25 protein-coding genes are annotated in these 24,640 nt (G+C 46.0%); 12 read left to right on the forward strand and 13 right to left on the reverse strand.

Annotated elements, in window-relative coordinates; all coding sequences use genetic code 11:
• Positions 1-624: 624 nt before the first annotated feature.
• Complete coding sequence (locus FSB75_RS09110) at positions 625-1,095, forward strand: PIN domain-containing protein (protein ID WP_146785948.1); 471 nt, start codon at positions 625-627, stop codon at positions 1,093-1,095.
• Positions 1,076-1,264 carry a hypothetical protein gene (locus FSB75_RS09115; protein ID WP_146785952.1) on the forward strand — a complete coding sequence of 63 codons (189 nt, stop codon included), beginning with the start codon at positions 1,076-1,078 and terminating at the stop codon, positions 1,262-1,264. Before FSB75_RS09110 ends, FSB75_RS09115 begins: the two co-directional genes overlap by 20 nt.
• 147 nt (positions 1,265-1,411) lie before the next feature.
• On the opposite strand, the gene FSB75_RS09120 is transcribed toward FSB75_RS09115, so the two are convergent.
• Positions 1,412-1,954, reverse strand: coding sequence for a hypothetical protein (locus FSB75_RS09120; RefSeq protein WP_146785955.1), 543 nt, complete (start codon positions 1,952-1,954; stop codon positions 1,412-1,414).
• Positions 1,955-2,268: 314 nt separating this feature from the next.
• Between FSB75_RS09120 and FSB75_RS09125 the strand changes: the two genes are divergently transcribed.
• Positions 2,269-2,832 carry a hypothetical protein gene (locus FSB75_RS09125; protein ID WP_146785958.1) on the forward strand — a complete coding sequence of 188 codons (564 nt, stop codon included), beginning with the start codon at positions 2,269-2,271 and terminating at the stop codon, positions 2,830-2,832.
• A gap of 240 nt (positions 2,833-3,072) precedes the next feature.
• Positions 3,073-4,098 (forward strand): fatty acid desaturase family protein, encoded by a 1,026-nt coding sequence (locus FSB75_RS09130; RefSeq protein WP_146785962.1) that lies wholly within the window; start codon positions 3,073-3,075, stop codon positions 4,096-4,098.
• Positions 4,099-4,115: 17 nt separating this feature from the next.
• Here FSB75_RS09130 and FSB75_RS09135 read toward each other — a convergent pair whose 3' ends face one another.
• Together FSB75_RS09135 and FSB75_RS09140 are read right to left on the reverse strand one after the other, a co-directional pair.
• Positions 4,116-4,550, reverse strand: coding sequence for an acyl-CoA thioesterase (locus FSB75_RS09135; protein WP_146785964.1), 435 nt, complete (start codon positions 4,548-4,550; stop codon positions 4,116-4,118).
• Positions 4,537-5,742, reverse strand: a complete 1,206-nt coding sequence (locus FSB75_RS09140; protein ID WP_146785969.1) for an MDR family MFS transporter — start codon at positions 5,740-5,742, stop codon at positions 4,537-4,539. Before FSB75_RS09140 ends, FSB75_RS09135 begins: the two co-directional genes overlap by 14 nt.
• Positions 5,743-5,807: 65 nt before the next feature.
• Between FSB75_RS09140 and FSB75_RS09145 the strand changes: the two genes are divergently transcribed.
• Positions 5,808-6,497, forward strand: coding sequence for an FKBP-type peptidyl-prolyl cis-trans isomerase (locus FSB75_RS09145; protein WP_146785973.1), 690 nt, complete (start codon positions 5,808-5,810; stop codon positions 6,495-6,497).
• 242 nt (positions 6,498-6,739) lie between these two features.
• Here FSB75_RS09145 and cmk read toward each other — a convergent pair whose 3' ends face one another.
• The 3 genes from cmk to FSB75_RS09160 form a co-directional block, all read right to left on the reverse strand.
• Positions 6,740-7,426: a (d)CMP kinase gene (gene cmk, locus FSB75_RS09150; protein ID WP_146785976.1), complete on the reverse strand. Its 687-nt coding sequence runs from the start codon at positions 7,424-7,426 to the stop codon at positions 6,740-6,742.
• Between the two features lie 120 nt (positions 7,427-7,546).
• Positions 7,547-8,044 carry an inorganic diphosphatase gene (locus tag FSB75_RS09155; protein WP_146785979.1) on the reverse strand — a complete coding sequence of 166 codons (498 nt, stop codon included), beginning with the start codon at positions 8,042-8,044 and terminating at the stop codon, positions 7,547-7,549.
• A 60-nt stretch (positions 8,045-8,104) separates the two neighbouring features.
• Positions 8,105-10,633, reverse strand: coding sequence for an ATP-dependent Clp protease ATP-binding subunit (locus FSB75_RS09160; protein WP_146785982.1), 2,529 nt, complete (start codon positions 10,631-10,633; stop codon positions 8,105-8,107).
• 85 nt (positions 10,634-10,718) lie between these two features.
• On the opposite strand from FSB75_RS09160, the gene FSB75_RS09165 reads away from it, so the two are divergent.
• The 4 genes from FSB75_RS09165 (at position 10,719) to FSB75_RS09180 (ending at position 13,624) form a co-directional block, all read left to right on the forward strand.
• Positions 10,719-11,096, forward strand: coding sequence for an STAS domain-containing protein (locus FSB75_RS09165; protein WP_146785985.1), 378 nt, complete (start codon positions 10,719-10,721; stop codon positions 11,094-11,096).
• Between the two features lie 156 nt (positions 11,097-11,252).
• The gene (locus tag FSB75_RS09170; protein WP_146785988.1) at positions 11,253-12,134 is read left to right on the forward strand and encodes a fructosamine kinase family protein; all 882 of its coding nucleotides are present in this window, start codon (positions 11,253-11,255) and stop codon (positions 12,132-12,134) included.
• A 90-nt stretch (positions 12,135-12,224) separates the two neighbouring features.
• Complete coding sequence (locus tag FSB75_RS09175; protein WP_146785991.1) at positions 12,225-13,130, forward strand: ribonuclease Z; 906 nt, start codon at positions 12,225-12,227, stop codon at positions 13,128-13,130.
• 35 nt (positions 13,131-13,165) lie between these two features.
• Complete coding sequence (locus FSB75_RS09180; RefSeq protein ID WP_146785994.1) at positions 13,166-13,624, forward strand: hypothetical protein; 459 nt, start codon at positions 13,166-13,168, stop codon at positions 13,622-13,624.
• 24 nt (positions 13,625-13,648) lie between these two features.
• Here FSB75_RS09180 and uvrA read toward each other — a convergent pair whose 3' ends face one another.
• Complete coding sequence (gene uvrA, locus FSB75_RS09185; RefSeq protein WP_146785997.1) at positions 13,649-16,636, reverse strand: excinuclease ABC subunit UvrA; 2,988 nt, start codon at positions 16,634-16,636, stop codon at positions 13,649-13,651.
• Between the two features lie 159 nt (positions 16,637-16,795).
• Here uvrA and FSB75_RS09190 point away from each other — a divergent pair, with 159 nt between their 5' ends.
• Positions 16,796-17,431, forward strand: a complete 636-nt coding sequence (locus FSB75_RS09190) for a hypothetical protein (protein ID WP_146786000.1) — start codon at positions 16,796-16,798, stop codon at positions 17,429-17,431.
• 110 nt (positions 17,432-17,541) lie between these two features.
• Here the strand turns inward: FSB75_RS09190 and FSB75_RS09195 are convergent, their stop codons facing one another.
• The 4 genes from FSB75_RS09195 to spt form a co-directional block, all read right to left on the reverse strand.
• Positions 17,542-17,946 (reverse strand): putative zinc-binding protein, encoded by a 405-nt coding sequence (locus tag FSB75_RS09195; protein WP_146786003.1) that lies wholly within the window; start codon positions 17,944-17,946, stop codon positions 17,542-17,544.
• 75 nt (positions 17,947-18,021) lie between these two features.
• The gene (locus FSB75_RS09200; RefSeq protein WP_146786006.1) at positions 18,022-19,032 is read right to left on the reverse strand and encodes an NAD-dependent epimerase/dehydratase family protein; all 1,011 of its coding nucleotides are present in this window, start codon (positions 19,030-19,032) and stop codon (positions 18,022-18,024) included.
• Between the two features lie 44 nt (positions 19,033-19,076).
• Positions 19,077-20,198, reverse strand: a complete 1,122-nt coding sequence (locus FSB75_RS09205; RefSeq protein ID WP_146786010.1) for a hypothetical protein — start codon at positions 20,196-20,198, stop codon at positions 19,077-19,079.
• On the reverse strand, positions 20,195-21,412 hold the full coding sequence (gene spt / locus FSB75_RS09210; RefSeq protein ID WP_146786013.1) for a serine palmitoyltransferase: 1,218 nt from the start codon (positions 21,410-21,412) through the stop codon (positions 20,195-20,197). The genes FSB75_RS09205 and spt overlap by 4 nt, the downstream gene beginning before the upstream one ends.
• A gap of 234 nt (positions 21,413-21,646) precedes the next feature.
• Here spt and FSB75_RS09215 point away from each other — a divergent pair, with 234 nt between their 5' ends.
• Positions 21,647-22,105: an RrF2 family transcriptional regulator gene (locus tag FSB75_RS09215; protein WP_146786016.1), complete on the forward strand. Its 459-nt coding sequence runs from the start codon at positions 21,647-21,649 to the stop codon at positions 22,103-22,105.
• A gap of 327 nt (positions 22,106-22,432) precedes the next feature.
• Here the strand turns inward: FSB75_RS09215 and sucC are convergent, their stop codons facing one another.
• Together sucC and FSB75_RS09225 are read right to left on the reverse strand one after the other, a co-directional pair.
• Positions 22,433-23,647, reverse strand: coding sequence for an ADP-forming succinate--CoA ligase subunit beta (gene sucC / locus FSB75_RS09220; protein WP_146786019.1), 1,215 nt, complete (start codon positions 23,645-23,647; stop codon positions 22,433-22,435).
• Between the two features lie 131 nt (positions 23,648-23,778).
• Positions 23,779-24,123: a response regulator gene (locus FSB75_RS09225; protein ID WP_146786023.1), complete on the reverse strand. Its 345-nt coding sequence runs from the start codon at positions 24,121-24,123 to the stop codon at positions 23,779-23,781.
• 258 nt (positions 24,124-24,381) lie between these two features.
• On the opposite strand from FSB75_RS09225, the gene FSB75_RS09230 reads away from it, so the two are divergent.
• On the forward strand, positions 24,382-24,639 hold the full coding sequence (locus tag FSB75_RS09230) for a YtxH domain-containing protein (protein ID WP_146786025.1): 258 nt from the start codon (positions 24,382-24,384) through the stop codon (positions 24,637-24,639).
• The last annotated feature ends 1 nt before the right edge of the window (position 24,640 follow it).

Genomic DNA, 24,640 nt, shown 5'->3' on the forward strand with positions numbered 1-24,640 from the left:
AGCGTTTACGACTTGCTGCCAGCGGAATAATAACAAACGCTGCTTCAACTTATTATAAAGACTAGTCAGGTGAATATGCACATTTTACGTTTACGACCATAGACGGCCGAGAAATAGAACATTCTCAAAAATGTGGTAGTAAAAAGACCTTCGAAGAACAATATGCAAACATGAAGGTTATTTACAACGCAAAGAACCCTGAGGAGTTTATGAATTGGTATGACCGCTATTCTTTGACATACCGCCTTTTCTTTTATTTTGGTATTTACCTTAGTTTTCTAACCTTCTTCTTGTATGTACTGCAACGAAATATGAGAGGGCTGTATGAATTCTTTAAAAGAGGTTAGATTCGTCTAAATACGGCTGCCACCAACAACAGTTTTGCAATAGGCTGGCAGCCGGAAGAACAATCCACTACAAATCGCCAATCAGCAGCGGTTGTTATCAGGAAGTACACAAATCATCTTTTGTTCTTATTTTCATCACCATCAATCTAATCAACTTTTGTATAGGCAGACGAACCACAGAAGTCCAGCCCATCGCAAAGCCGATAACCGTTGTGCGAAACTTGCTCCGATACTCCAAAGCTCATAGAGACCCCTTTAAATCTTTACCTTTGAAACAATGACGAAAAGGGTGTACATAGATACATCGGTTGTGGGTGGGCAGTTTGACAAAGAGTTTTCTGCTGACACCATTCCATTCTTTGAAGCAGTTGTTAATGGACGGCTTTCAATTATTGTTTCCGATTTGTTAGAAGCCGAATTATTAAGAGCACCACAACAAGTTAGAGACTTTTTGGCGACACTTCCGTCAAATCAGATTGAAAACATTAGGTTGACACCAGAAGCAGCTCAACTTGCTGACCAATATATTGTAGCAAAGGTTGTCGGACAAACAAGCCGTGCGGACTGCCAACACATTGCGATGGCGACACTTGCCAAAGCTGACGTTTTAGTGAGTTGGAACTTCAAGCATATCGTGAACCTTGACAAAATACGTGGTTACAACGGTATAAACTACCAACTTGGACACGGTATGATTGAAATTAGAACACCAAAAGAAATCATCAATTATGACGACGCAAACAGTTAATACGCAACAAAACGTAGTAAAAGATTTACGGAAAATTCGTGAACAAATCAGCAATGAAATTAAAGACATGACCTTTGAAGAAGAACGTGCCTACATAGATAAGTTACTTGCTGAAAAAGAAACGTCTTCGCACAACAGTAATACTGCTACAAGTGGGGCTGAACGCTAAACATCAACTATGTGATACTATCGCTAGTTGTTCAGGCTTCACCAATAAAACCCAGCAAAAGTTCTTCGTTTTATCATCAAACCAAGCTAAGCTGCAGTAACGGACTGACAGTCATAAAATATTCCACCTGCAGCAATACCTTAACGTTCATTTCGAATCCGTACTATTCGATCCAATCGTTACGCGATTCAATCGAATTTTGTGCGTCTTGCCTTCTCGGTCAATTTCAAACTGTCCGCCCCACGCAGTCTCTTTAAAAGGCCCGCTTGTCCATTGCACGGTTTTCGTGTTTGTGTTATAGGTGTAAGCACCTTGACCGATTTGTTTTTTGGCGAGATTGTAATACGTGTACGTTCCATTGCTTAACGTAAAATAGCCAATGCGTAGCGGGTTTGTCTGACTACTGTACGAAAGAATAACATACTCTCCTGCACGCGGGCTTGTTGCTGCTGCAGCCGCAGCCGTTTTAACGGCTCTTACGTTTTCAGCTTTCACCCATTGGCCGACTGTATACTTCTCCCACTGAATGTAATAGTAGCCTTGGTAATTGCCCGAACCAATTTGCGTGACTGTGCCCTTGTACCATTCGCCGGAATTATAGCCTTCTACTCTTTGTCCAAGCGAAAAGCTTTGTGCAAAGGCAAGCAAAAGAAAAAGCTGGAAGCAAAGCGTTAGAAAAAGTTTTCGCATACCGCATGCATTGATGTGTAGTTAAAAAATTGAAGCCTGAACTTATTCATTTCTCCGCAATTAAGCGAAGAAGATTGTATTTATTCTTCCGTGGCCATTCACTGGTTTCTGTCTGTTGCTCTCGTTGGCGTCCCGCCAACGAGCCACCAAGTAAAACCGTTGACACGGACGCCACCGGCCGCGACTGATTTCTGTCTTTGCCCTTGCCTTCTATTTCAACCGGCATTCTACTGGAGGCAGGCTTTATCAATGACAAAATTTTATCGAATACCTTTAAGGAAGCTTCAACAAGCTAAAAATTTAAACTCCCTGCCATGGCGCAAACCTGGACCTACGAAACCCTTGCACAAGCCGACAAGGCCACGCTGGAAAATGTTTTGCTCACCGGCACCGCGCCGGACGTGGAGCAACTAAACGGCTACATTTATTGCGGCTGGAACCACGAACCCGTGGGCAAACTATCGGGTGAGAAATTCAAGAAAGGCTTTTATAAAAAAGACGGCCGCAATTTCGGCTACAACGAAACGGTGGTTCAGGACAATCAAAAGTTCAGGGGCAAATGGGAAGTTGGTTTGCACAAAGTTCGACCTAACCAATTGGGATACTTTAGGGTGTCGTATGTAAAGGACGAACCTTACCACAAACTGTATCAGCCTTACTTGCACCTTGCGCATTTCAATTACGACATTGACCATTTTCACAAATGGTATTTAAGCTTCTTCCGTGTTATCCGCGATTTTGTGGTGCTGCCAAACGAAGGCGATCACAGCCTTATGCTGTGCAAGGCTTATTTGCACATCAGCGAAAGCATCAACCTTTTTTATTGTTATTTTTTATTGGGTCATCCGGAAAAGATAAAGTACCTGCCGTGGTTGTAAAATAGCGGGTGCGTACTCTTTCCCATTTCTCTGTTGCTGCGTTTGCCAGCGACCGCTACAACACAAATGTTTCGACCTGTTGCGTATCCAAATCAGTTCTATTCACGAAACTTCATAAAGACGATTAACACTTGGCTTAGCCAAAATTGAGGGATTAACGTCTCTGCCCGCCGCCCACTCATAGTGTGGCATGAATCTTAGACTGTAATGGCGCCTCTTAATTATAACCCCAATTCATTTATGGCTATTGTGTTAACAGACCCGGCCTTTTTCGCGAAAGAACGATGGAACAAACTTGACAATTTTGCTTTAAAGTTCATTAACGATAAAAGAGATCTTCCTTTCATTTACCTTACCCTGAAAATAACCGTTACCGTCATTCCGTTTGCGCTTCTTCTTTTTTTTGCCAACGACATTCACTGGCTCTTTTACGTTGCCTACTTTGCCTTGTATATTTTCTTTCTTGGCCCCTACGTTCTCATGTTGCACAACACCTGCCACAGAAAGCTTTTTAAAAAGAAGTACACTTTTTTAACCAAATACATTCATTGGTTCGTGGGCCTCTTTTTCGGGCAAACACCCGAAACCTATTTTCATCACCACATTGCCATGCACCATGCAGAAAATAACCTTGAGGAAGACCTTAGTTCTACCATGAGCTACAAGCGCGACAGCATTCGCTCGTTCTTGCATTACCTTATTCATTTCTATTTTCTGGGCGTGCTGCACCTGTCGTTTTACTTCAGCAAAAAAAACCGTCACAAGTTTGCCTGGCGGGTGTTGGCCGGAGAAACCATTTACATACTTCTTGTGGTTGGGCTTTGCTTCTTTAACCTGAAGGCCACGCTGGTTGTTTTTATTTTGCCGCTCTTATTCACCCGCTTTTCCATGATGGCTGGCAATTGGGCACAGCATGCATTCATTGACGAAAAACAGCCTGAGAATGTTTACACCAACAGCATTACCTGCATCAATACGGTGTATAACAAAAAATGCTTTAACGACGGCTATCATATCGGTCATCACCTTCGGTCTTCGCTGCACTGGACGGAGATGCCTGCCGACTTTCTAAAGAACATTGAAAAGTATCGTTTGAATAAAGCCGTTGTCTTTGCCGGCCTGGATTATTTCCAGATCTGGTTTTTGCTGATGACAAAAAACTACGGATACCTGAGCAAGAGATTTGTTTCACTGACCGACCAGCCGCAGGCCAGTAATGAAATACAGGCTTTCTTAAGAAGCCGGACAAGAAGAATCAGTCAATAAGCTTTCGGATAATCAGGTCATTGCCACTCGAATCCATTTCCACGCGGCATCTTCTCAAACACTTCAATTACCTTTTCCGGTGGCGACATCAGCTTGCGTTCCCGCACGTTCATCCACGCACCGTCAACGCTCAACACAGCGCTAAGCACATCGCCGTTTTTGGTAATCTGGTGCTGAATGCTCCACCGCGAATAATCCCTTCGCGACTTCGTTACCGCAAGGTTTATTTTCACTTCATCACCGCTCCTGATTTCTCTTCTAAACACGCATTCTTCGCGAAACAAAATCGGTCCGAATTGCAGTTTCGTCATCACGTCTGCTGTCAATCCGTATTCGTTTAAAAATTCCACGCGGCAAAAAGCGCCCCAGTCATAATACACTGAATGACGCAAATGAAAATTGGGATCTAAATCCGACCAACGGATTTGAATGATGCGGCTAAACTCGTTCATCAAAACTCTTTTTTAAAAAATAAAACCCCGCTGCGGCCATAGTGCAAAACAAAAAGTCAACAATCCACAAGGTGCCGAAACCCGCACGGGCGGCTACTTGCGTAGCCAGTGTGGGCGCCAGCACCGAGGCGCCGGACCAGGCCATCATGTAAACCGATGCGTATTGCCCGCGGTTGCTTTCGCCGCTTCGCTTTACCCAAAAATTGTTCATGAAGGGAAAGAGAAACATCTCGCCAAAGGTTACCAATATCATGCTCACCACCGCCACGGTGGCCGACTTCCCCGATTCGTAAAACAAAAAAGAAACGGCAATGAGCGCAGCACCGGTCATGATGTAAGTGAGCGAATTCTTTCGGCCTTCGAGCTTGTACACCAGCACCATTTCAACAGCCGCAATCAACAGTCCGTTCATGGCCAATATCCAACCAATGGTGGCTTCGTTCAAACCCAATTCGGATTTGTAGTAAACCGGCACAACGCTGAACAACTGAAAGAAGGCAAGGGCAATCAAAAACAGAAAAGCCATGCCGCGCAAAAAAGGGCCGTCCTGATATGCCGAACTTTCTTTTTGCGCAATCTTTTTAACGGCCGCTTTTTTTTCGGCTGTTCCGGGCCGAAGAAACAGGAGAAGGAGTATCGAAGCCGCAATGCAGGTAAGGCCGTCGGCCCAAAAAAGCAAACCGTAATTGACGCTGGCAAGAATACCGCCAACCGCGGGACCAATGGACCATCCGAGGTTTATGGCCAGGCGGTTGAGTGAATAACAACGAATCCGGTTGCCATCATCGCTGTAATTAGCGATGGCTACGGAGTTGGCCGGGCGAAAGGCTTCGCCCAAACTGCTTAGCACGAAAATGCAGACGGCAAATTGCGCCAGCGTTTGCATTCTTCCCAGCACAATAAACATGATGCCGTTCAGCAAAAGGCTAAAGAATTGAACGTAGTACGAACCGAACTTATCGGTAAGCTTTCCGCCAAGATAGCTGCCCAAAATAGAACCCGTGCCAAAGGCCGCCATAACATAACCGGCTTGTTCCAGCGAAAAGCCTCTTGCGGTGGTGAGATAGACGGTCAGAAAGGGAATCACCATCGTGCCGCACCGGTTTACAAACATCACCAGACCCAGCCACCAAACGGGCCGCGGAATGCCGCTGTATGCGTTTTTGTACAATTGTGCCGGCGCCTGAAGCATGGCCCGAAATTAAAGGAAGCTTTACAACCCACTCCCCTATTTTTGCGGCTTAATTTTCTTGCAGCATGAAAAAAATTTTGATAGCGGGCCTGGTGCTTTTGAGCGTATCGGCCAGCGCACAAAAAAGAACAATTAAGAAAAAGACAATCGCGCCGGCGAAAGGAACGTTTTTAAAAAATTCGCTTGATTCCGTGTCGTATGCTTTGGGCTTAAGCGTGGCGAACTTTTATCGCCAGCAAGGCATAAAAAACCTCAACGTTTCGTGTATTGCCAAAGCCATTACCGACGCACAAGCGGGCAAGCCGGGGTTGTTCACCGAAGGCGAGGCCAACGAAGTGATGGCCGTTTATTTTAATCCGGCGCTGAAAAAAAATCTCGCCGAAGGCAAGTCGTTTTTGGCTGCCAATAAAAATAAGCCGGGCATAAAAACCACAGCAGACGGCATTCAGTACGAAGTGCTGAAAGATGCGCAGGGGCAGCGTCCAAAAGCAACGGACACGGTGGTGGTAAACTACCGCGGCACATTGATTAACGGAACGGAGTTTGACAATTCGGCGAAGGCTGGCAAGCCCATCGAATTCCCGCTCGACCGCGTTATCAAAGGCTGGACAGAAGGTTTGCAACTGATGCCCGTTGGTTCCAAATACAAGTTTTACATTCCGTACAATCTTGCGTACGGCATGAACGACAGCGGCCCCATACCCGGCGGCTCTACCTTGATTTTTGAGGTGGAGTTGTTGCAAATAAAAAGATAGAACCGCACAACGATATTCTGAAAGCTCAATCCTGTTTGCGATTGGGCTTTTCTTTTTATGGACCAAGGGTTCGTCTATCCATTGGGCTTTTGTTGCGTCGCACTCTTGTACACCTTGTTCGCTGCGCGGCAGCATTGTACCACAGAGACTGCAGAAAAGCACAAAGAATTTCTGATGCGGCTCTCCGCGGTTAAAAAAGTTGATTGTCGTAAAAAAGCCTGCTGAATAGAGCCGGCAAAGATTTAAGCAGGAACCTGCAGTTTCTGCTGCACCCATTTCATGGCTTTTTGAAACTGTTCTTTTTCTGTGCAGGCCGTGTTGTCCAGCACAACGGCGTCTTCTGCTTTTCGCAAGGGTGAAAACTCGCGGTTGGAATCAATATAGTCGCGCATTTCAAGGTTGGCTTTTACTTCTTCGAGTGTTACGTTGGGATTTTTTTCGTACAACTCCTTAAAGCGCCGCTCAACACGAACGGCATTATCGGCGGTCATAAAAATTTTCAATTCAGCGTCTGGAAAAACAACGGTGCCGATGTCGCGTCCGTCCATCACAATGCCGCGGCCTTTGCCCATTTTTTGTTGCTGCGATACGGCAAACTCACGCACTTCTTTAATGGCCGCCACTTCGCTTACTTTTTCGGCTACCACCAAATCTCGAATCACATATTCTACGTTTTCGCCGTTCAAATACATTTCCGATTGCTGGCTTTTTTCGTTGAAGACAAATTGAAGAGAGATTTCTTTTAGTGCCTTGTGCACCTCTTTTTCATCGGTCCAATCCACGTGGTTGCGCAAAAAATAAAGCGTGATGGCACGGTACATGGCGCCGCTGTCAACGTACACATAATTCAGGGCTTTCGCCATTTGTTTGGCAAGCGTGCTTTTGCCGCAGCTCGACCAGCCGTCTATGGTGATGATAATTTTCTTCATGACTATGCGGCAAAAATCAGCACTATAATCTGGACTGCAAAAAGAATGTGGAGGGAAAAGAATATTGGATATTGAAGTATTGCCGCGAACAAAATATCCCACTATCACAATATCTCAATATCACGTTCTCGCAGTCGCAATCAGCTTCCTGGCTTCTTCCGCTCCTGCCCAACCTTGGGGCTCAAATTTCTTTCCGGCTAATTGATTGTACGACACAAAGAATTGTTCAATCTGCCTGAGAATGTTTTCGCTTAAAGCATTAATGTCTTCAATATCGCTGTACAACTCAGACAAAACCGACACACCAATTAAGCGATCGTTTGTTTCAGTTTTTTTATCCCGCTCTGTTTGTCTTGCTTTTAGAACGCCAACGATGCGACATTCCAGAACACAACCCGGAAAGGCCGGTTCATCCATAATCACCAGCACGTCAAGAGGGTCGCCGTCGCCACCTTTTGTTCCCGGCACAAAACCAAAATCGAAGGGAAACACAGAGCCGAGCGGCAAGATTTTTTTCAGCCGGAAAACTTTTTCTTTTTCATCCCATGCGTATTTATTGCGGCAGTCTTTGGGCGTTTCTATCACTACATCAACAGAATCTTTTTTATTCTTTTTCATAAGGGCTGTAAAACAAAAATCCCGCCTTACAGCGGGATTTTTTATCGTTGTTTTTTAGGTTTACGCTTTTGATTCTTCCTGAACCTCTTTCTTCAGGCTAAACGTAAGCTTGCCGGCTTCTTTGTCCAAATCGGCCTGCAGCACGTCGCCGTTCTTGATGTTCATGTTCAGGATTTCTTCCGCAAGCGGGTCTTCCAAATACTTCTGAATGGCTCTGTGCAAAGGTCGTGCACCAAACTGCTGGTCGTAACCTTTCTCGGCAATAAAGCTTTTTGCTTCTTCCGTTAATTCAAGGCTAAAACCAAGGTTGTTCAAGCGCTTCATTACACCTTTCATCAGAATGTCGATGATTTCAAAGATGTGCTCTTTCGTGAGTGAGTTGAAGATGATCACGTCGTCAATCCTGTTTAAGAATTCGGGCGAGAAGGTGCGCTTCAAGGCTTTTTCAATCACGGCCTTGTTTGCCTCGTCTTGATTCTGCACTCTCGACTGCGTAGCAAAGCCAACGCCTTCTCCAAAGTCCTTCAATTGCCGTGCACCAATGTTCGACGTCATGATGATCATGGTGTTCTTAAAGTCAACCTTGCGGCCCAAGCCATCGGTTAACTGGCCGTCGTCCAGCACTTGCAACAGAATGTTGTAAATATCAGGGTGAGCCTTTTCAATTTCATCCAACAAGATCACGCTGTAGGGCTTGCGGCGAACACGTTCCGTTAATTGTCCGCCTTCTTCATAGCCAACATATCCGGGAGGCGCACCAATTAAACGAGACACGGTGAATTTTTCCATGTATTCGCTCATGTCAATGCGAATGAGTGCGTCTTCGCTGTCGAACATGTGACGTGCAAGTGCACGAGCCAATTCTGTTTTGCCCACACCGGTCGGGCCAAGGAAGATGAATGTACCAATCGGCTTCTTCGGATCTTTTAAGCCCACGCGGTTGCGCTGGATGGCCTTCACCACTTTGCTGATGGCTTCATCTTGCCCAACCACCATGCCCTTCATTTCATCGGCCATTTTGCGCAGTTTCTCTGTTTCGGCTTCTACCATTCTGCGCACCGGAATGCCCGTCATCATGCTGATGACTTCGGCAATTTCTTCTTCCCCGATGGGATAGCGTTTGTGTTTACTTTCTTCTTCCCATTGGTTCTTGGCTTTTTCCAGTTCTTCACCCAAACGTTTTTCCGTATCTCGCAAAGCCGCAGCTTCTTCAAACTTCTGGCTTTTTACCACGCGGTTCTTTTCCACCTTAATGTCTTCGATTTTCTTTTCGAGATCAAGGATGTTTTGCGGAACGTTGATGTTTTTCAAGTGAACTCTTGCGCCTACTTCGTCCATCACGTCAATTGCTTTGTCGGGTAACAATCGATCGGTAATGTAACGGTCGCTGAGTTTCACGCAGGCATCAATGGCTTCCTGGTCGTAATCAACGTTGTGATAGTCTTCGTATTTCGACTTAATGTTGTTCAATATCTGGATCGTGTCTTCTACCGACGGCGGATCGATCATTACTTTCTGAAAGCGGCGGTCAAGCGCACCGTCTTTCTCAATGTACATTCTGTATTCATCCAGGGTAGAAGCGCCAATGCATTGGAGTTCGCCGCGGGCCAAAGCCGGTTTAAAAATGTTTGAGGCATCCAGCGAACCGCTTGCGCCACCTGCACCGACGATCGTGTGGATTTCGTCAATGAACAAAATCACGTCACGGTTTTTCTCCAATTCGTTCATGATGGCCTTCATGCGTTCTTCAAACTGACCACGGTATTTTGTACCGGCTACGAGTGCTGCGAGGTCAAGCGAAATGACGCGTTTGTCGAACAGCACACGACTTACCTTGCGCTGCACGATGCGAAGAGCAAGACCTTCAACGATAGCGGTCTTACCCACACCGGGCTCGCCAATTAAAATTGGGTTGTTCTTTTTGCGCCGCGAAAGAATCTGCGATACCCTTTCAATTTCTTTTTCGCGGCCGATGATGGGGTCAAGCTGGCCGGTTTCGGCAAGTTTGGTAATGTCGCGACCAAAATTGTCAAGCACGGGTGTCTTGCTTTTGGCAGCGCCTTGCTGACGCGATTTTGAACCGGAGTATTTGCTTTTCTCGTCGTCAAAATCGTCGTCGTTTTCTTCCTGGTATTCGGCACGGGTGTCGTTCGATTTCACCATGCCCAGTTCCTGTCTGAAGATGTCGTAGTCCACGTCAAATTGATTTAAGATTTGCGTTGCAATGTTTTCTTTGTTCTTGAGGATGGACAGCATCAGGTGCTCGGTTTCAACGGTCGGGCTTTTCAAAGCTTTTGCTTCCAGCACCGTTACACGAATCACCTTTTCGGCCTGCTTGGTTAAAGGCAGGCTGTTGATGTTGGCGATGTTTTTCCCGGTTTTGTCTTTCACGGCCAACTCTACTTCTTTGCGCAATTCATAAAGGTCAACGTTAAAGCTTTTCAAAATGCGAACCGCCGTGTTGTCCCCCTCACGAATTAAGCCAAGCAATAAGTGTTCCGTCCCGATAAAATCATTGCCCAACCGCAACGCTTCCTCCCTGCTGAACGAGATGATTTCTTTTACTTGCGAGGAAAAATTATTATCCATTTTGCTGATTGTGCTTTATTCAATAAAAAATACTTTTGATCAAACGAAGACGATAAATGTAGGCGTCTTTTTCTTTTAAACCAATATGGAAGTCAAAACTGATACCAAAGAGAAATTTACTGTCATAAGGGTAAAAACCCAGGAGTTGTCTGCTACTCTGGCAGCAGAATTAGCCCGCCCGTTGGAAGAACTGCTTAAAGGTAACATAAGAAATGTGGTACTCAATCTGGAGGCTGTTAATTCTGTGCAAGAAGAAGCTGCCGAAAGCCTGGTGCGCCTGCAACAAAAATTTTACGAATCCGGGGCCTCGTTTGTGGTATGCGAACTGCAACAAAGCGTCGAAGATTTCTTAGACAATAAAAATCTTCTGGAATTAATGAACGCAACGCCAACGGAAAGTGAAGCCGGCGACATTGTGCAAATGGAAGAGATTGAACGAGAGTTGCTGGACGAGGAAGAATAGTTCGAGGTTTGAGGTTGACGTGATGTGCGCAGGAACTTTTCTTCCCTTTTGCTCCTTGTTTCTTTGCGAAATAATTTTTATGTACTTGGCCGTAGTGCTACTATCAGCGTCTGTTGTGTCACTCACTTCGGCGTCCGGGAATTCTATTGAATAAAAATGCAGGTCTCTGCCGCAATACAATCAATCATTCAACAAAAGCTTTCAGAACATTTTTCCGCCGTTCGCCCGGTACAATTTTCAGGCATCGGCGGCGAAAGCATCAACGAAACTTACCGGATAAGTTTCGGAGCCGAAAACGTTTTCTGCAAGCTAAACTCTGTTTCAGAATTTCCGCAGTTGTTTCAAAAGGAAAAAGCAGGGCTGGAATTGCTTGCCAAGCAAGGCATTCTAAAAACGCCTGCAATAATTGAATGCTTTGAACAGGCCAACTCACAAGTTCTTGTACTGGAGTGGATTCAGCCCGGCGAAAAAACAGAAGGCTTCTGGAAAAAATTTGGGGAACAATTAGCCACACTTCACCGCATCTCTACTGACTCCTTTGGCTTGCACGAAGACAACTACATGGGCAGCATTCCGCAAAGCAATCGCCAACACAAAACCTGGGTTGATTTTTTTGCAGAAGAAAGACTAAAGCCGATGATCGGTCGCTGTTTTCACAAAAAGCTGCTGAGCAAAACGCATCGCCAACAATTTGAAAGCGTAGAAAAAAAGCTCACCGAAATTTTTGCCGAAGAAAAACCTTCCTTGTTACACGGCGATTTATGGAACGGCAATTTTATGTGCAATCAGAACAACGAACCCGTCTTGATTGACCCCTCAGTTTACTTCGGCCACCGCTCCGTAGACCTTGCCATGACGACTTTATTCGGTGGCTTTCGCCAGCCCTTTTACGAGGCTTATCATCATCACTTCCCGCTGCCAAAAAACCATGAACAACAGTGGGCTGTTTGCAACCTTTATCCCTTGCTAATTCATTTATATTTGTTCGGCGGCGGTTATTTACCGCAAATTGAAAATATCCTTCGCGGCTTCGCTTAACGAATGAATTGTTCGTTAATCCGGATACACGGATTACAGGATTAATCCGTCAGGGTTTTAACTTATCCACCCGTCAACTAAATTTGCCCGATGCTATCGGTCACTATCCTTGGAAATAACTCCGCTGTTCCTGCGTTCAATCGTCATCCCACAAGCCAGGTGGTATCCCACGACGGCACCAATTATCTGGTTGATTGTGGCGAAGGAACACAGATACAAATGATCAAGTACAAAATCCGCCGCGGAAAAATCACGCACATTTTTATTTCTCACCTTCACGGCGATCATTACTTTGGGTTGATTGGTCTCATCAATACCTTTTCGCTTCTTTCGCACAAGCAAGAGATGCACATATACGCACCGGCGCCGCTTCAACAAATCATCGAGATACAACTGAAGGTGGCGGACAATATACTCTCCTACCCTTTGCAATTTCATACATTAACCGAGCCTGCGGTTTTGGTGGATAACGAGAAAATAAAAATCTCCTGTTTTCGCACCACCCACCGCATCGAGTGCTACGGTTTTCTGTTTGAAGAAAAAGAAGGCAAGCGAAAACTGTTGATTGATAAAGTGCAGAAGCAAGAGATTCCTGTTTCGTTTTACAGCAGCCTGCAAGCGGGGCTTGATTACATTACACCCAAAGGCAAGCGCATCCCGAATGAAGACGTAACCGCCAATCCGGAAAAGGGCAAGAAATACGCATTTTGCGCCGATACGCGTTACGACGAAAGCATCATTCCGCACATTTACGGCGCCGATGCCATCTACCACGAAACAACTTACCTGGACAATATGCGTGAACGAGCCGTTGAACGCTTTCACAGCACAACCAAGCAAGCCGCTTTGATTGCGCGAAAAGCTATGGTGAAGAAATTATTGATCGGTCACTTTAGTTCGAAGTACGCAACGCTTGAACAATTTTTACAGGAAACAAAGGAAGTGTTTCCGAATACGGAGCTGGCGTTGGAAGGAGTTACTTATAATATTCACTAAGAAGATTATTTTAAATGTTGAATGCTACAGTCTAAATGAATAAAGTTCTCACATTTGAAACGCTTGATACAATTTGTCAATTAAACATTGATAAAGATTACGTAGCCGATTGTTTAAAAATCATGAGAGAAGAAAAATGCTTCTTCTTCGACGGTGTTGTCTTACCCCAAGAACATACTGCAAGTTTATATCGCCTGCGGTTGGAGATCAAAAAGGACAATAAGAATCCCAATCATCAATTAATTACTGATTGGGAAAAAGCAGTCGTAAATATCGAAAACTCGAAATCAAGAAACATTGGACTCACATCAATTATAGGTGAAGTTGACAACTTCCTTATATTTTATGAACCGTTTACGAGGAAAATTTTAGGGGTATCAAAAACGAAGAGTTCTGATGTTTTCCAAAATTTGGAAAAGAAGTTTAAAGAAAAAGACATTTACGGCTTAGGTGGTTTTGAACTATATAATAAAGCCATTCCGACAAAAGAGTAAAGTCTCATTCGAATCATCTTAAGTTCACTTCAACTCCTCCTTCAAAAACTGCCCGGTAAAACTTTCCTTCACTTTCAGCAAATCTTCCGGCGTTCCTTCAAACAAAATTTTACCGCCGCCGTTGCCGCCTTCGGGACCAAGATCAATGATGTGATCCGCCACTTTAATCACGTCCATGTTGTGTTCAATCACGAGTACCGTGTTGCCGCGGTCAACAAGCTTGTTCAACACTTCAAGCAAGTGATGAATGTCTTCAAAGTGCAAACCCGTTGTAGGCTCGTCAAGAATGTAAAAGGTTTTGCCGGTATCGCGTTTGGCGAGTTCCGTTGCCAGTTTCACACGTTGCGCTTCGCCGCCACTCAGCGTTACCGCAGATTGACCAAGTGTGATATAACCCAAGCCAACGTCTTCAAGCACTTTTATTTTGCGGTAGATGAAAGGCACGGCCTGGAAAAATTCAACCGCTTCTTCCACCGTCATGTCAAGTACATCGGCAATAGATTTTCCTTTATACCGAATCTCCAGTGTTTCGCGGTTGTAACGTTTGCCGTTGCACTTTTCGCAGTGCACATAAACATCGGGGAGGAAGTTCATTTCGATGGTGCGCAAACCACTGCCTTCGCACACTTCGCAACGGCCGCTTTTTACATTGAACGAAAAACGTCCGGCGTTGTACCCTCTAATTTTTGCTTCGGGAATGGAAGCAAACAATGTTCGTATCTCGGTAAAAAAACCACAGTAAGTTGCCGGGTTGCTGCGCGGCGTACGGCCAATCGGCGATTGATCTATCTCAATCACTTTGTCAATCTCGTCCAAACCTTTCACCGACTTGTACGGCATGGGCGTCATCTTGCTGTTGTAGCAATGCACCGAGAGAAGCGGGTAAAGTGTTTCGTTAATCAACGTCGATTTTCCGCTGCCGCTTACACCTGTTACAACAATCAGTTTTCCCAACGGAAATTTTACACTCACGTTCTTCAGATTGTTGCCGCTGGCGCCTTTTATTTCAACGCACTTGCCGTTGCCTTTGCGTCGCTCTTTCGGAACCGCTATTTCTCTTTCGCCGTTTAAGAAGTGTGCGGTTAAAGTGTCTTGTTCCAACACATGCTTTGGCGTGCCCTGCGCCATGATGCGGCCGCCGTGAAAGCCAGCTTTAGGCCCAACGTCAATCAGGTGATCGGCCGCAAGCATGATGTCTTTGTCGTGTTCAACAACCAAAACGGAATTGCCGATGTCCCGAAGGTTTTGCAGCGCTGTTATCAAACGATGATTGTCGCGTTGGTGCAAGCCAATCGAAGGTTCATCCAATACATAGGTGATGCCTTGCAGTTGCGAACCAATTTGCGTAGCCAAACGAATGCGCTGCGATTCGCCACCACTTAAGGTTCTTGTTGGACGGTACAACGTCAAATAGGTCAATCCAACGTCCAACAAAAATTGCAAACGTTCGCGAATTTCTTTGTTGATTTCGCGGGCAATGATGTTCTGTTTTGCGCTCAATCTTTTTTCAATATCATCAAACCATTCGCGCAACTGCGTAAGGTCCATGTTGCTCAATTCGGCAATATTTTTTTCAGCCAGTTTAAACCAAAGGCTTTCCTTTTTTAGACGGGTTCCATCGCAAGTCGGACAAGTTGTGAGCTGCATAAAACCTTCGGCCCAGCGCTGAATAGCCTCGGACGTGGAAGTGGCAAACCAACGCTTCACCTGGTTTACAACGCCTTCGAATTCGCCACTGTAAACTTCACCGGAGATTGTTTCGTCGTCGTACTTTACCTCTTCTTCTGCCATTGCTTCTTCTTTCCCAAACAAAACAAGGTTCAGTGCCTTCGGTGATAAATCTTTTACCGGTTTATCAAGGCTGAATTTCTCTTTACGAGAGAGTTGTTGCACTTGCCGGAAAATATAGGCTTCGCGTTCGCCGCCGAGCGGCGCAATGCCGCCTTCGTTGATACTTAAGCTATCATCAGGAATGATAGCTTTCATGTCAACGGTATAAACCTGCCCCAAGCCTTTGCAGGTTGGACAAGCACCGTAAGGCGAGTTGAAGGAGAAAGAATTGGGTGAGGGTTCTTCGTAAGAAAGGCCGGTGTCTTCACACATCAAGGCTCTTGAATACGTTGCAATAGCGGCCTCCCCAAACCCTTCGGGTGGAGAGGCTTCGCCAAGCTGCAACTCTCCGCCTTTCAGCGTCTCTGCTTTCCTTGCAGTTTTTTGTTTAGGCGAGGGCTGCGCATCGGTGGCTTTCCCACCGGGAAGATCGGGATGGGCTGCCACAAACATTAAATCTTTTCCAAGTTTCAAGGTTTGCTGCACGCTCTGGCTTATTCTTGTTCGTTCTGACTTTGCTACTTTCAAACGATCCACCACCAATTCAATGTCGTGAATCTTGTAGCGGTCAACCTGCATTTTGGGCGCAAGGTCTTTTACCTCTCCGTCAACTCTTACTTTCAAAAAACCTTTCTTACGCACCTCTTCAAACAACTCGCGATAATGCCCTTTGCGTCCGCGAACAAGCGGCGCCAAGAGGGTAATCTTCTGGCCGTCAAAACGTTTGAAAATATTGTTCACAATTTCGTCTTCGCTCCAGCGCACCATGCGTTTGCCCGTGTTATACGAATAGGCTTCGCCGGCACGGGCAAACAGGAGCCGTAGAAAATCATAAATCTCCGTAACCGTTCCAACGGTGGAACGCGGGTTCTTGTTGGTGGTCTTTTGTTCGATGGAAATAACGGGCGAAAGTCCGGTGATTTTGTCCACATCCGGACGCTCCATCTCGCCAATGAACTGGCGGGCATAAGCGCCAAAGGTTTCCATATAACGGCGCTGGCCTTCGGCAAAAATCGTATCAAAGGCAAGTGAAGATTTGCCGCTGCCGGAGATACCCGTTATAACGACCAGTTTATTTTTGGGGATCGAAATGTCAACGTTCTTCAGGTTGTGCTCCTTGGCGCCGTAAACTTCAATAAACTCTTCCGTGCCGTTAAGGGGCGTGCCGTTTGTTTTTTTCATTCGCTTTCCAATCAGGTGAGCGAAGATAAGACCGGGAAATTCTTTGCTAAAAACTTTAGGCTTTCAGAAATAAATTTCAAAACGTAGAAGGATTTGCGCATTCTGGCACAATTTTCAGTAAGTAGGGCCAAACCGCTTCTAAACCTAAAAGCAGAACGTATGAAAAACACAATCACTTTAGCCGCTGTTCTCTTTGCAGCCGTTGCAGCCAATGCACAAACAACGCCTGATTCTACGCAACAAAAGCAACAGACGACACCTGTTACCACGCAGACAACGACAACTACCGCTACCCTCTCCGATACCTCTATAAACTCCGCTTACATAGCCGATCCTGAAGCCCTGAAAGGACTGAAGACTGAAGACTTGCGGCCCGAACACGCCTTCCCGGTTTTGGGAAGCTATACGCCAACCGGTGCTTCTACGGCCAATGTAACCATCACACTTGACTCGGCCAACAAAGGCATTGTTTGGGTGGAAGGACTGTCGCAAGGCAAGTTCAGAGCCCTGATGAAAAAAGCACCCGCCACTTACAAGATTCCCGCGCAAACAACGGCCGAAGGAAAGAACGTACCCGAAGGCACCCTGTTTTACAATCCATCATCCAAAGAAGTAACCATTGTTCTGGGCCGTCCGTTTGACGAGGTTAACCCTGCTTCTTTTCAAACCACAAGTGATAACACTGTGGTGAAGGAAAAAGTAACGAACAACAAACAAAAAGTCAAAGTAAAAGGTTGGCAGTACACCGGTGTAAAAGCGGGTGCAGCCATCACGCCATCAGCCTCCAAGCAATAACCTATGGAATTTTGAAGAACCCGGAAAAGGCCCGCCAGTGCGAGGCCTTTTTTGTTTACACTTGAAAACGTTTGAATACCCGGAGAACGCAGGGCAAATGCATCCGGCAATTAAACTGAACACGCCGTTGCCGAAGGTTGAAGCAAATCAACTTCTTCTTGCAGCCGGTTAAATATTTCTGCGGCTTGCTGTTTGTCAAAGTCTTCGTGCTGTTTCTTTTTTACGCCGAGACTTGTTAGTTCAACGTGCACGTCGGGTTGTACGCCCTGGTTTTGCAAACAGGCTTTTGCGCAGGCCAGCGGACAGCCATCAAGCACGATGATCTTCCGGCCCGATACAGCCGTCTTTACCAGCTTTTTAACGTTGCCGCCCACGCCGGCGATGCACGACATCTCTGCCAAGCCTTTCCGGTCCATCTGTACGGCCAGGTAGTTGGCCATTTGCGCCGCGCTGGAACATCCCGAACAGGAATAAATCAACGGCTTGTCTTCCATAAGAAATTCGTTCGCATTCATTGGAAAATTTTTATCCGGCAAGGGTGGGGCTACAGAACTATTCGTATCTGCGAGATAGAAAAAGTTCCGTTGCACTCACAACCATTTTTGCTCTTTGTACCAGCCAATGGTTTCTTCAATGCCCTTTTGTAAATCGTAAGCAGGCGTTTCGGCCAAATCAGTCCACACTGCCTCGCTGTTGCAAAGCCAGTTGGCGCTGGTGATCTCAATCAGTTTTTCGCGGTTGATGAAGGGAAGGCGATTCAAAAAAATTTTGTACATGCCGTCCATGCCTTTCACCGCTGTGCGCACAAGCGGCAGCGGTAATTTTATTTTTAGCGTTTTGCGTTTGAGGGTGCGCCTTGCTTCGATGCCGATTTGCTCTTTGTCGTAAGCCTTGCCGTCGGAAACAAGGTAAGATTGGTTTACATGCTCCGAAGCCGTTAAACCAATCACGGCTCTTGCCAAATCTTTAACGTACACCAGCGACAGCGACTGCCTGTGTCGTCCCACATAAGGCTCCAAGCCTTTGTTCACCAGTTTGATGAACTGAAAAAAGCCTTTGTCCCGCGGCCCGTACACGCCGGTGGGATAAACAACAAGATGCGGAAGACCGGGCAGCGAATGAACGTATTCCGTTGCTTTTGCCTTGCTCTTTCCGTAAGCCGAAAGCGGTTTGAAATCGTCCTTTACGTCAATGGGACGCATGTGTTCCGCATTGCCCGGCCCGTACGAAGCCAATGAACTAATCAGCACAAATTTTTCGAGCGGTTGTGCCGAAGCAATTGCCGCGTCGGCGAGATTTTTTGTGAAACCATAATTGACGGTATAAAAATCTTCCAGCTTTTTTGCCTGCGTGATGCCGGCGTTGTGAACGATGTAAGCAAAGCCGCCTTCGTTTTGCCGAAACTCGCTCAACTGATTTTTTAGCTTTTGCGGCGAAGAAAAATCGAGTTCAAAAAACCGAAGCTCTTTTTGCTGCAAAAACTCGCGGCTGCTGCTGTGCCGAACGCCGGCATACACCTCGTATCCTTTTCGCAAGGCCTCTTCTACCAGAAAGCTTCCGATAAAACCGCTTGCCCCGGTGATTAAAATTTTTTTCTTCATGGCTTTCGAAAATAAAATTTAGTGAACCAAAGCATCAAACAGCGTTACAAGTATTTGATGTAACAACGACGGCGCTTGTGCTGCCGCGCATCAAAATGCTCCCACATGGCCTGCACTTTTTTGTTGTCTTCTAATTGGTGATTCGTTTCCACGTACCGCACGCCGCTTTTCAAATACGACCGCAGGGTTTCGCACATCAACACAGCGTTCACGCCTTTGCCCTGCAGATCGTTGCGCACGGCCACCAACAACAAATCAGCCACCTTGCTTTTGTGCAAGGCTTTTAATAAATGCACAAAACCAAAGGGAAACAACTTTCCTCCCGACTTCTGCAAAGCCTCCGACAGCGAAGGCATTGTAATGCCAAAGGCGGCGAGTTGTCCTTCTTTGTCGGTAATCAGCGAAACAAAATCGGGTCGAATGAAGGAAAAATATTGTTTGGTGTAATACCGCACCTGTCTTTCGGTGAGCGGCACCACGCCGTACAAATTTGAATAAGCGCTGTTGATGAGCGCAAAGATGTCTTTTGCATAAGGCAGCAGTTCTTTTGCCTTGCGAAATTGAACCACATTCAGGCCCAGTCTCCGCTGCACAACTGCCGCCATCTTTTCCAGCTTCTCGTCCATCTGCTCCGGCAGCTTTATTTTGTATTCCACCCAATCGGTGTGCTTGCGGTAACCGGCCCGTTCCAAAAATTTTGGATAGTATGGATGATTGTAAACCGTTGCCAGTGTTCCGGCTTCGTCAAAGCCTTCCACCAGCATTCCTTCGTGGTCCAAATCGGTAAAGCCCAACGGGCCGTGAACGGCTTCCATGCCGAGTTCTCTTCCCCACTCTTCTACTTTTTCAATTAATGACTTTGCAATGTTTTCGTCTTCCTCAAAATCTATCCAGCCAAAACGAATGTGCTTTGCCTTCCATTTTTCGATGTAGGCGTTGTTAACAATGCCGGCAATGCGGCCTACGACCTTGTTGTCTTTGTACGCCAGCCAATAGCGGGCTTCGCAATAATCAAAGGCCGGGTTTTTATCTTTACGCAACGTGACTTTCTCGTCGAAGTGTAAAGGCGGAACGAAATGCGGATGACCTTTGTACAAACGATAAGGCAAGGCCAGAAAGTCCCTGAACGCTTTTTTATCTTTCACCTCTTTTACAACGATACTCATACAATTTTGCCTTCGTTTCTTTCTACAAATACACCAAGTTCTGTTGCCACCTTTTCAATCTTTTCAATCGCTTCATCCAATTGGTTCAGCGTATGCGTGGCCATTACCGACATGCGTACGAGCGATGAATCACCTGGCACCGCCGGCGATACTACGGGATTTACAAACACGCCTTCTTCAAACAGGCGTTGCGTGAAATGAAAGGTCAGATGATTGTCGCGAATGTAGAGGGGGATAATGGGCGTTTCCGCTTCGTTGGTATCAAAGCCAAGACTTCTTACGGCTTTTGCCAAATAGCGTGTATTACGCCAAAGAGCATCCAGGCGTTCGGGCTCCTGTTCTATAATTTCTAAAGCGGCTAACGCGGCCGCCGCCGCCGACGGCGGAATGCTGGCGCTGAAAATAAGCGGACGCGAATTGTGTTTTAAATAATCAATTACCTCTTTGGTAGATGCCACGAAACCGCCCACCGATGCCAGCGATTTGCTGAAGGTGCTCATGATAATGTCCACCTCATCGGTCAATCCAAAATGGCTGGCCGTACCGCTGCCGTTTTCGCCAATCACGCCAAGTGCGTGTGCGTCATCCACCATCACCAGGGCTTTGTAATGATTGGCCAATTGTACAATCTCCGGTAGCGGGCAAACGTCACCTTCCATGCTGAAGATACCGTCCACCACAATCATTTTGATTTGCTCTTTGGGCAGGGATTTTAAGATGCTTTCCAGATCATCCATGTCGTTGTGCGCAAACTTGAGCACCCTTGCAAACGAAAGCCGGCTGCCTTCAATGATAGAAGCATGATCAAGTTCATCGAGGATGATCACACCGTGCCGGCCAACGAGCGACGACACGGTTCCCAGATTGGTTTGAAAACCTGTGGTGAATATTAAGGCAGACTCCTTTCCTACAAAATGAGCCAGCCTTTCTTCCAGCTCAACGTGCAGCTGGGAAGTGCCGTTTAAAAAACGCGACCCCGAACAACTGCTGCCGTATTGCGCAATGGCTTTGCAGGCGGCTTCTTTTATTTTGGGATGATTGGTAAGGCCCATGTAACTGTTGGAGCCAAACATCAACAATCGCTTTCCCTGAATGATGACTTCTGTATCTCTGTTCTCTTCTATCGGTCTGAAATAAGGATACAAACCGGCTCTCTTTAATTCGGCGGGTGCTGTAAATTTTTCAAACTTGTGGTGCAAGGCTTGTTGGATCATACCGGATAAACTTGGTAATTGTCTTTGCAAAAAATGATTTCGCGGCAAGAGGTGGGTGACTGCAAAGACGGTGATGAAATACTGTTTAATCGAGGGCAAATAAAACAAAATTTCTAATTAAAGATAATTATGTCTTTAATTAGGCCGGATGATTTTCGTCATGCTCTTTTTCAAAAAAATTGCAGTCACGGCTTAATGGTTTTGTTACTTTGTGCCGTTTGTTAACTCCATCGCATGTTTTCGAAAACCGCTGAATACGCTCTACGTGCCGCCATTTTTATCGCACAAAAAAGCAGTGTGCAAAAAAAGCTGGGTATTGAGCAGATTGCCCGGTCCATTGATGCGCCACCCTCGTTTACCGCCAAGATTCTTCAACTGCTTACAAAAGACAACCGTATTATTTCTTCGGTGCGCGGCGTGAACGGTGGTTTTTATATTGCGGAAGAAGCAAGAAACCTTTCTGTGCGCACCGTGTTGGAAGTGATTGGCGAGAATAAAATTTTTACTGAGTGTGTATTGGGTTTGAAAGATTGTACCGAAAGAAAGCCCTGCCCCATGCACGTCCAATACAAACCCATTAAAGAGCAACTGATTCGATTGTTTGAAGAAAAAACCATCGGCCAATTGGCCGGAGACTTAACCGAAGGCAAAGCCTTTCTCATAAATACAGGAAAACAAAAAAGAAAGCGTTAAGCAGACGTTTTCTCTTTCGTATTTCACTCACATTATGCAGACGAGAAAGTACCAATTGCTGCGAGAAGACAAACCTTATAACCTTAGAAGCAGACGTTGACACTTAAAAGAAGCCAACCTTATTTCCTTATGCTGCAGGCTTTCCAAGCGAAAAATAAAGCAATAAGGTTTTTGATCTCTCCACCGACCTTCATCTATTAAGATGATAAGGTTGGGTTGTTTACGATTAAAGTGGTTTTCTTTTTTCCGAACCTACGCAAGTTGGGTTACCAAATAAAAAAAGACGCAAATGATTTGCGTCTTTTTAATATTGAAAAGAAAAATTGATTAAGCCGCAAGCGCTTTGTTCACCAGTTCAGCGGCTTCGCTCAACTGAATGGCCGATTGCACTTTGAGGCCGCTTTCGTCAATCAACTTTTTGGCTTCTTCAGCGTTTGTTCCCTGCAAGCGAACAATGATGGGAATGTTGATGTTGCCCATGTTCTTGTAGGCATCAATCACGCCTTGCGCCACGCGGTCGCAACGCACAATGCCGCCAAAAATATTGATGAGAATGGCTTTTACTTTTGGGTCTTTCATGATGATGCGGAAGCCGGCTTCCACCGTTTGCGCATTAGCCGTGCCGCCTACGTCCAAAAAGTTAGCGGGTTCGCCGCCGCTTAATTTAATCATGTCCATCGTGGCCATGGCAAGACCTGCGCCGTTCACCATGCAACCCACGTTGCCGTCAAGCTTTACAAAATTTAAATTGTATTTGCCCGCTTCTACTTCGGTTGGGTCTTCCTCGCTTACGTCACGCAAGTTGGCAAGATCGGGATGACGCATCAAAGCATTGTCATCCAAATTCATTTTGCAGTCCACCGCTACAATCTTATCATCGGCCGCTTTAAACAAGGGATTTATTTCAAGCATTGCGCAATCCAGTCCCACGTAAGCATTGTACAAGTTGGTAACAAACTTCACCATGTTTTTAAAGGCATCGCCCTTGAGTCCAAAGTTGAAAGCAATTTTTCTTGCCTGGTAACCTTGCAGACCGCCACCGGGGAAAACCCATTCTTTAAAAATTTTTTCGGGAGTTTTGTGGGCCACTTCTTCAATGTCCATTCCTCCTTCGGTGCTGTACATAATTACGTTTTGTCCTTTGGCGCGGTCGAGCAGAATTGAGAGATAAAATTCTTTTCGTTCCGTCGGGCCATCGTAATACATGTCTTGCGCCAGTAAAATTTTGTTCACCAGTTTTCCGGCTTCACCGGTTTGGATCGTCACCAAGGTGCCGCCCAGGATTTTTGAAGAGGTGTCCGTTACTTCGTCTAGGTTTTTTACAACTTTTACACCGTTCACACCCGTTTCGCGGATTTTTCCTTTGCCGCGGCCACCCGCATGGATTTGCGCTTTAATCACCGCAAATGGACTTCCGTACGTGGTTTTAATTTGGCGATAGGCTTCTTCGGCTTCGTGCGGCGTGCTGGCGGCCAATCCTTCCTGAACCGGGACGCCGTATTGTTTCAGCAGTTCTTTTGCCTGGTATTCGTGCAAATTCATGTAGAAAAATTTTGTGAGGGCAAATATAACCGGCAATCGGCAATCAGAAATCAGCCAACGGCTGTCGACGACGCTGTTGCTGACTCAAACATTGAAAGTTGTTGATTCGCTGCTCGCTCCTCAATTGCGGGTTAGAAAAAATTATCCAACGACTTTAAGCTGATTGGCTTTTCCCAAATGGTCAGTTTGGCGCCGTCAAGTTCGGACGGCATGGCGGGCCGAAAGGCACTGATAAGATGGTACTGTATTTCGGGGAAGCGCTGGTAGAGTTCCGGCAGTTTATCCCAACCCAATCCATCGGGGAGGTTGTAGTCAATAAAAAGATAATCGGGAGTCATACTGCTCAAACGCGACATGCCGTCGGTCAGCGTGTGTGCAATGTAAACTTCGTAATTCTTGCGAAGGAAATACGTCTTCATCAGAAGACACAAGTCCACTTCGTCATCAATAATCAAAACCTTTTTCCGCGTAGTCATAGCTCGTCAACGATTCTTTAATTCCTTAATTATCATACCAAGATTTATTGGGGATAATTAGCCGGTGGCCGTTTGTGCCCTGCGTCGCTACTGTTCATTCGTGCCCGTCAACTTTCCCTGCATTCTTTCCAAAAATAGGCGTTCGTGCAGATTTTTGTAAATTGTTTTTGTCTGCGCAGAATTCAGCGAAAAGGCTCTCGTTGGTACGATTATTTAAACGAAACAGGAAATAATTGCTCATCTTAAAATCACCCGTATATGAGTGCAAAAACAAAACTTGTATTAGGATTGGTAGGCGCCGCAGCTGCCGGTGTTGTTGTTGGCCTGTTGTTAGCACCCGACAGCGGTACAGCCACCCGTAGAAAAATTGCCGACGCCGCAGGCGATTGGACCGATCATTTAAGCGACTTGTTCTCTTCGGCAAAAGAGCAGGTGGACGACCTGAAGAAAAAAGGCTACAAAGCCGCTTCCACCGCTTCGCGCCGGGCCGCGGAAGTAAAAGAAAGCTACATGTAAA

Origin of the sequence: Flavisolibacter ginsenosidimutans (genome assembly GCF_007970805.1) — a bacterium.
GTDB classification, from domain to species: domain Bacteria; phylum Bacteroidota; class Bacteroidia; order Chitinophagales; family Chitinophagaceae; genus Flavisolibacter; species Flavisolibacter ginsenosidimutans.

Bases quoted from the DNA above. Each gene is read 5' to 3' on its own strand.
- FSB75_RS09160 (WP_146785982.1), bottom strand. From the start codon at position 10,633: ATGGATAATAATTTTTCCTCGCAAGTAAAAGAAATCATCTCGTTCAGC.
- FSB75_RS09180 (WP_146785994.1), top strand. From the start codon at position 13,166: ATGAATAAAGTTCTCACATTTGAAACGCTTGATACAATTTGTCAATTA.
- uvrA (WP_146785997.1), bottom strand. From the start codon at position 16,636: ATGAAAAAAACAAACGGCACGCCCCTTAACGGCACGGAAGAGTTTATT.
- FSB75_RS09155 (WP_146785979.1), bottom strand. From the start codon at position 8,044: ATGAAAAAGAATAAAAAAGATTCTGTTGATGTAGTGATAGAAACGCCC.
- FSB75_RS09230 (WP_146786025.1), top strand. From the start codon at position 24,382: ATGAGTGCAAAAACAAAACTTGTATTAGGATTGGTAGGCGCCGCAGCT.
- cmk (WP_146785976.1), bottom strand. From the start codon at position 7,426: ATGAAGAAAATTATCATCACCATAGACGGCTGGTCGAGCTGCGGCAAA.
- FSB75_RS09175 (WP_146785991.1), top strand. From the start codon at position 12,225: ATGCTATCGGTCACTATCCTTGGAAATAACTCCGCTGTTCCTGCGTTC.
- FSB75_RS09195 (WP_146786003.1), bottom strand. From the start codon at position 17,946: ATGAATGCGAACGAATTTCTTATGGAAGACAAGCCGTTGATTTATTCC.
- FSB75_RS09140 (WP_146785969.1), bottom strand. From the start codon at position 5,742: ATGCTTCAGGCGCCGGCACAATTGTACAAAAACGCATACAGCGGCATT.
- FSB75_RS09165 (WP_146785985.1), top strand. From the start codon at position 10,719: ATGGAAGTCAAAACTGATACCAAAGAGAAATTTACTGTCATAAGGGTA.
- FSB75_RS09200 (WP_146786006.1), bottom strand. From the start codon at position 19,032: ATGAAGAAAAAAATTTTAATCACCGGGGCAAGCGGTTTTATCGGAAGC.
- FSB75_RS09130 (WP_146785962.1), top strand. From the start codon at position 3,073: ATGGCTATTGTGTTAACAGACCCGGCCTTTTTCGCGAAAGAACGATGG.
- spt (WP_146786013.1), bottom strand. From the start codon at position 21,412: ATGATCCAACAAGCCTTGCACCACAAGTTTGAAAAATTTACAGCACCC.
- FSB75_RS09215 (WP_146786016.1), top strand. From the start codon at position 21,647: ATGTTTTCGAAAACCGCTGAATACGCTCTACGTGCCGCCATTTTTATC.
- FSB75_RS09170 (WP_146785988.1), top strand. From the start codon at position 11,253: ATGCAGGTCTCTGCCGCAATACAATCAATCATTCAACAAAAGCTTTCA.
- FSB75_RS09145 (WP_146785973.1), top strand. From the start codon at position 5,808: ATGAAAAAAATTTTGATAGCGGGCCTGGTGCTTTTGAGCGTATCGGCC.
- FSB75_RS09120 (WP_146785955.1), bottom strand. From the start codon at position 1,954: ATGCGAAAACTTTTTCTAACGCTTTGCTTCCAGCTTTTTCTTTTGCTT.
- FSB75_RS09225 (WP_146786023.1), bottom strand. From the start codon at position 24,123: ATGACTACGCGGAAAAAGGTTTTGATTATTGATGACGAAGTGGACTTG.
- FSB75_RS09205 (WP_146786010.1), bottom strand. From the start codon at position 20,198: ATGAGTATCGTTGTAAAAGAGGTGAAAGATAAAAAAGCGTTCAGGGAC.
- FSB75_RS09115 (WP_146785952.1), top strand. From the start codon at position 1,076: ATGACGACGCAAACAGTTAATACGCAACAAAACGTAGTAAAAGATTTA.
- FSB75_RS09135 (WP_146785964.1), bottom strand. From the start codon at position 4,550: ATGAACGAGTTTAGCCGCATCATTCAAATCCGTTGGTCGGATTTAGAT.
- FSB75_RS09190 (WP_146786000.1), top strand. From the start codon at position 16,796: ATGAAAAACACAATCACTTTAGCCGCTGTTCTCTTTGCAGCCGTTGCA.
- FSB75_RS09110 (WP_146785948.1), top strand. From the start codon at position 625: ATGACGAAAAGGGTGTACATAGATACATCGGTTGTGGGTGGGCAGTTT.
- FSB75_RS09125 (WP_146785958.1), top strand. From the start codon at position 2,269: ATGGCGCAAACCTGGACCTACGAAACCCTTGCACAAGCCGACAAGGCC.
- sucC (WP_146786019.1), bottom strand. From the start codon at position 23,647: ATGAATTTGCACGAATACCAGGCAAAAGAACTGCTGAAACAATACGGC.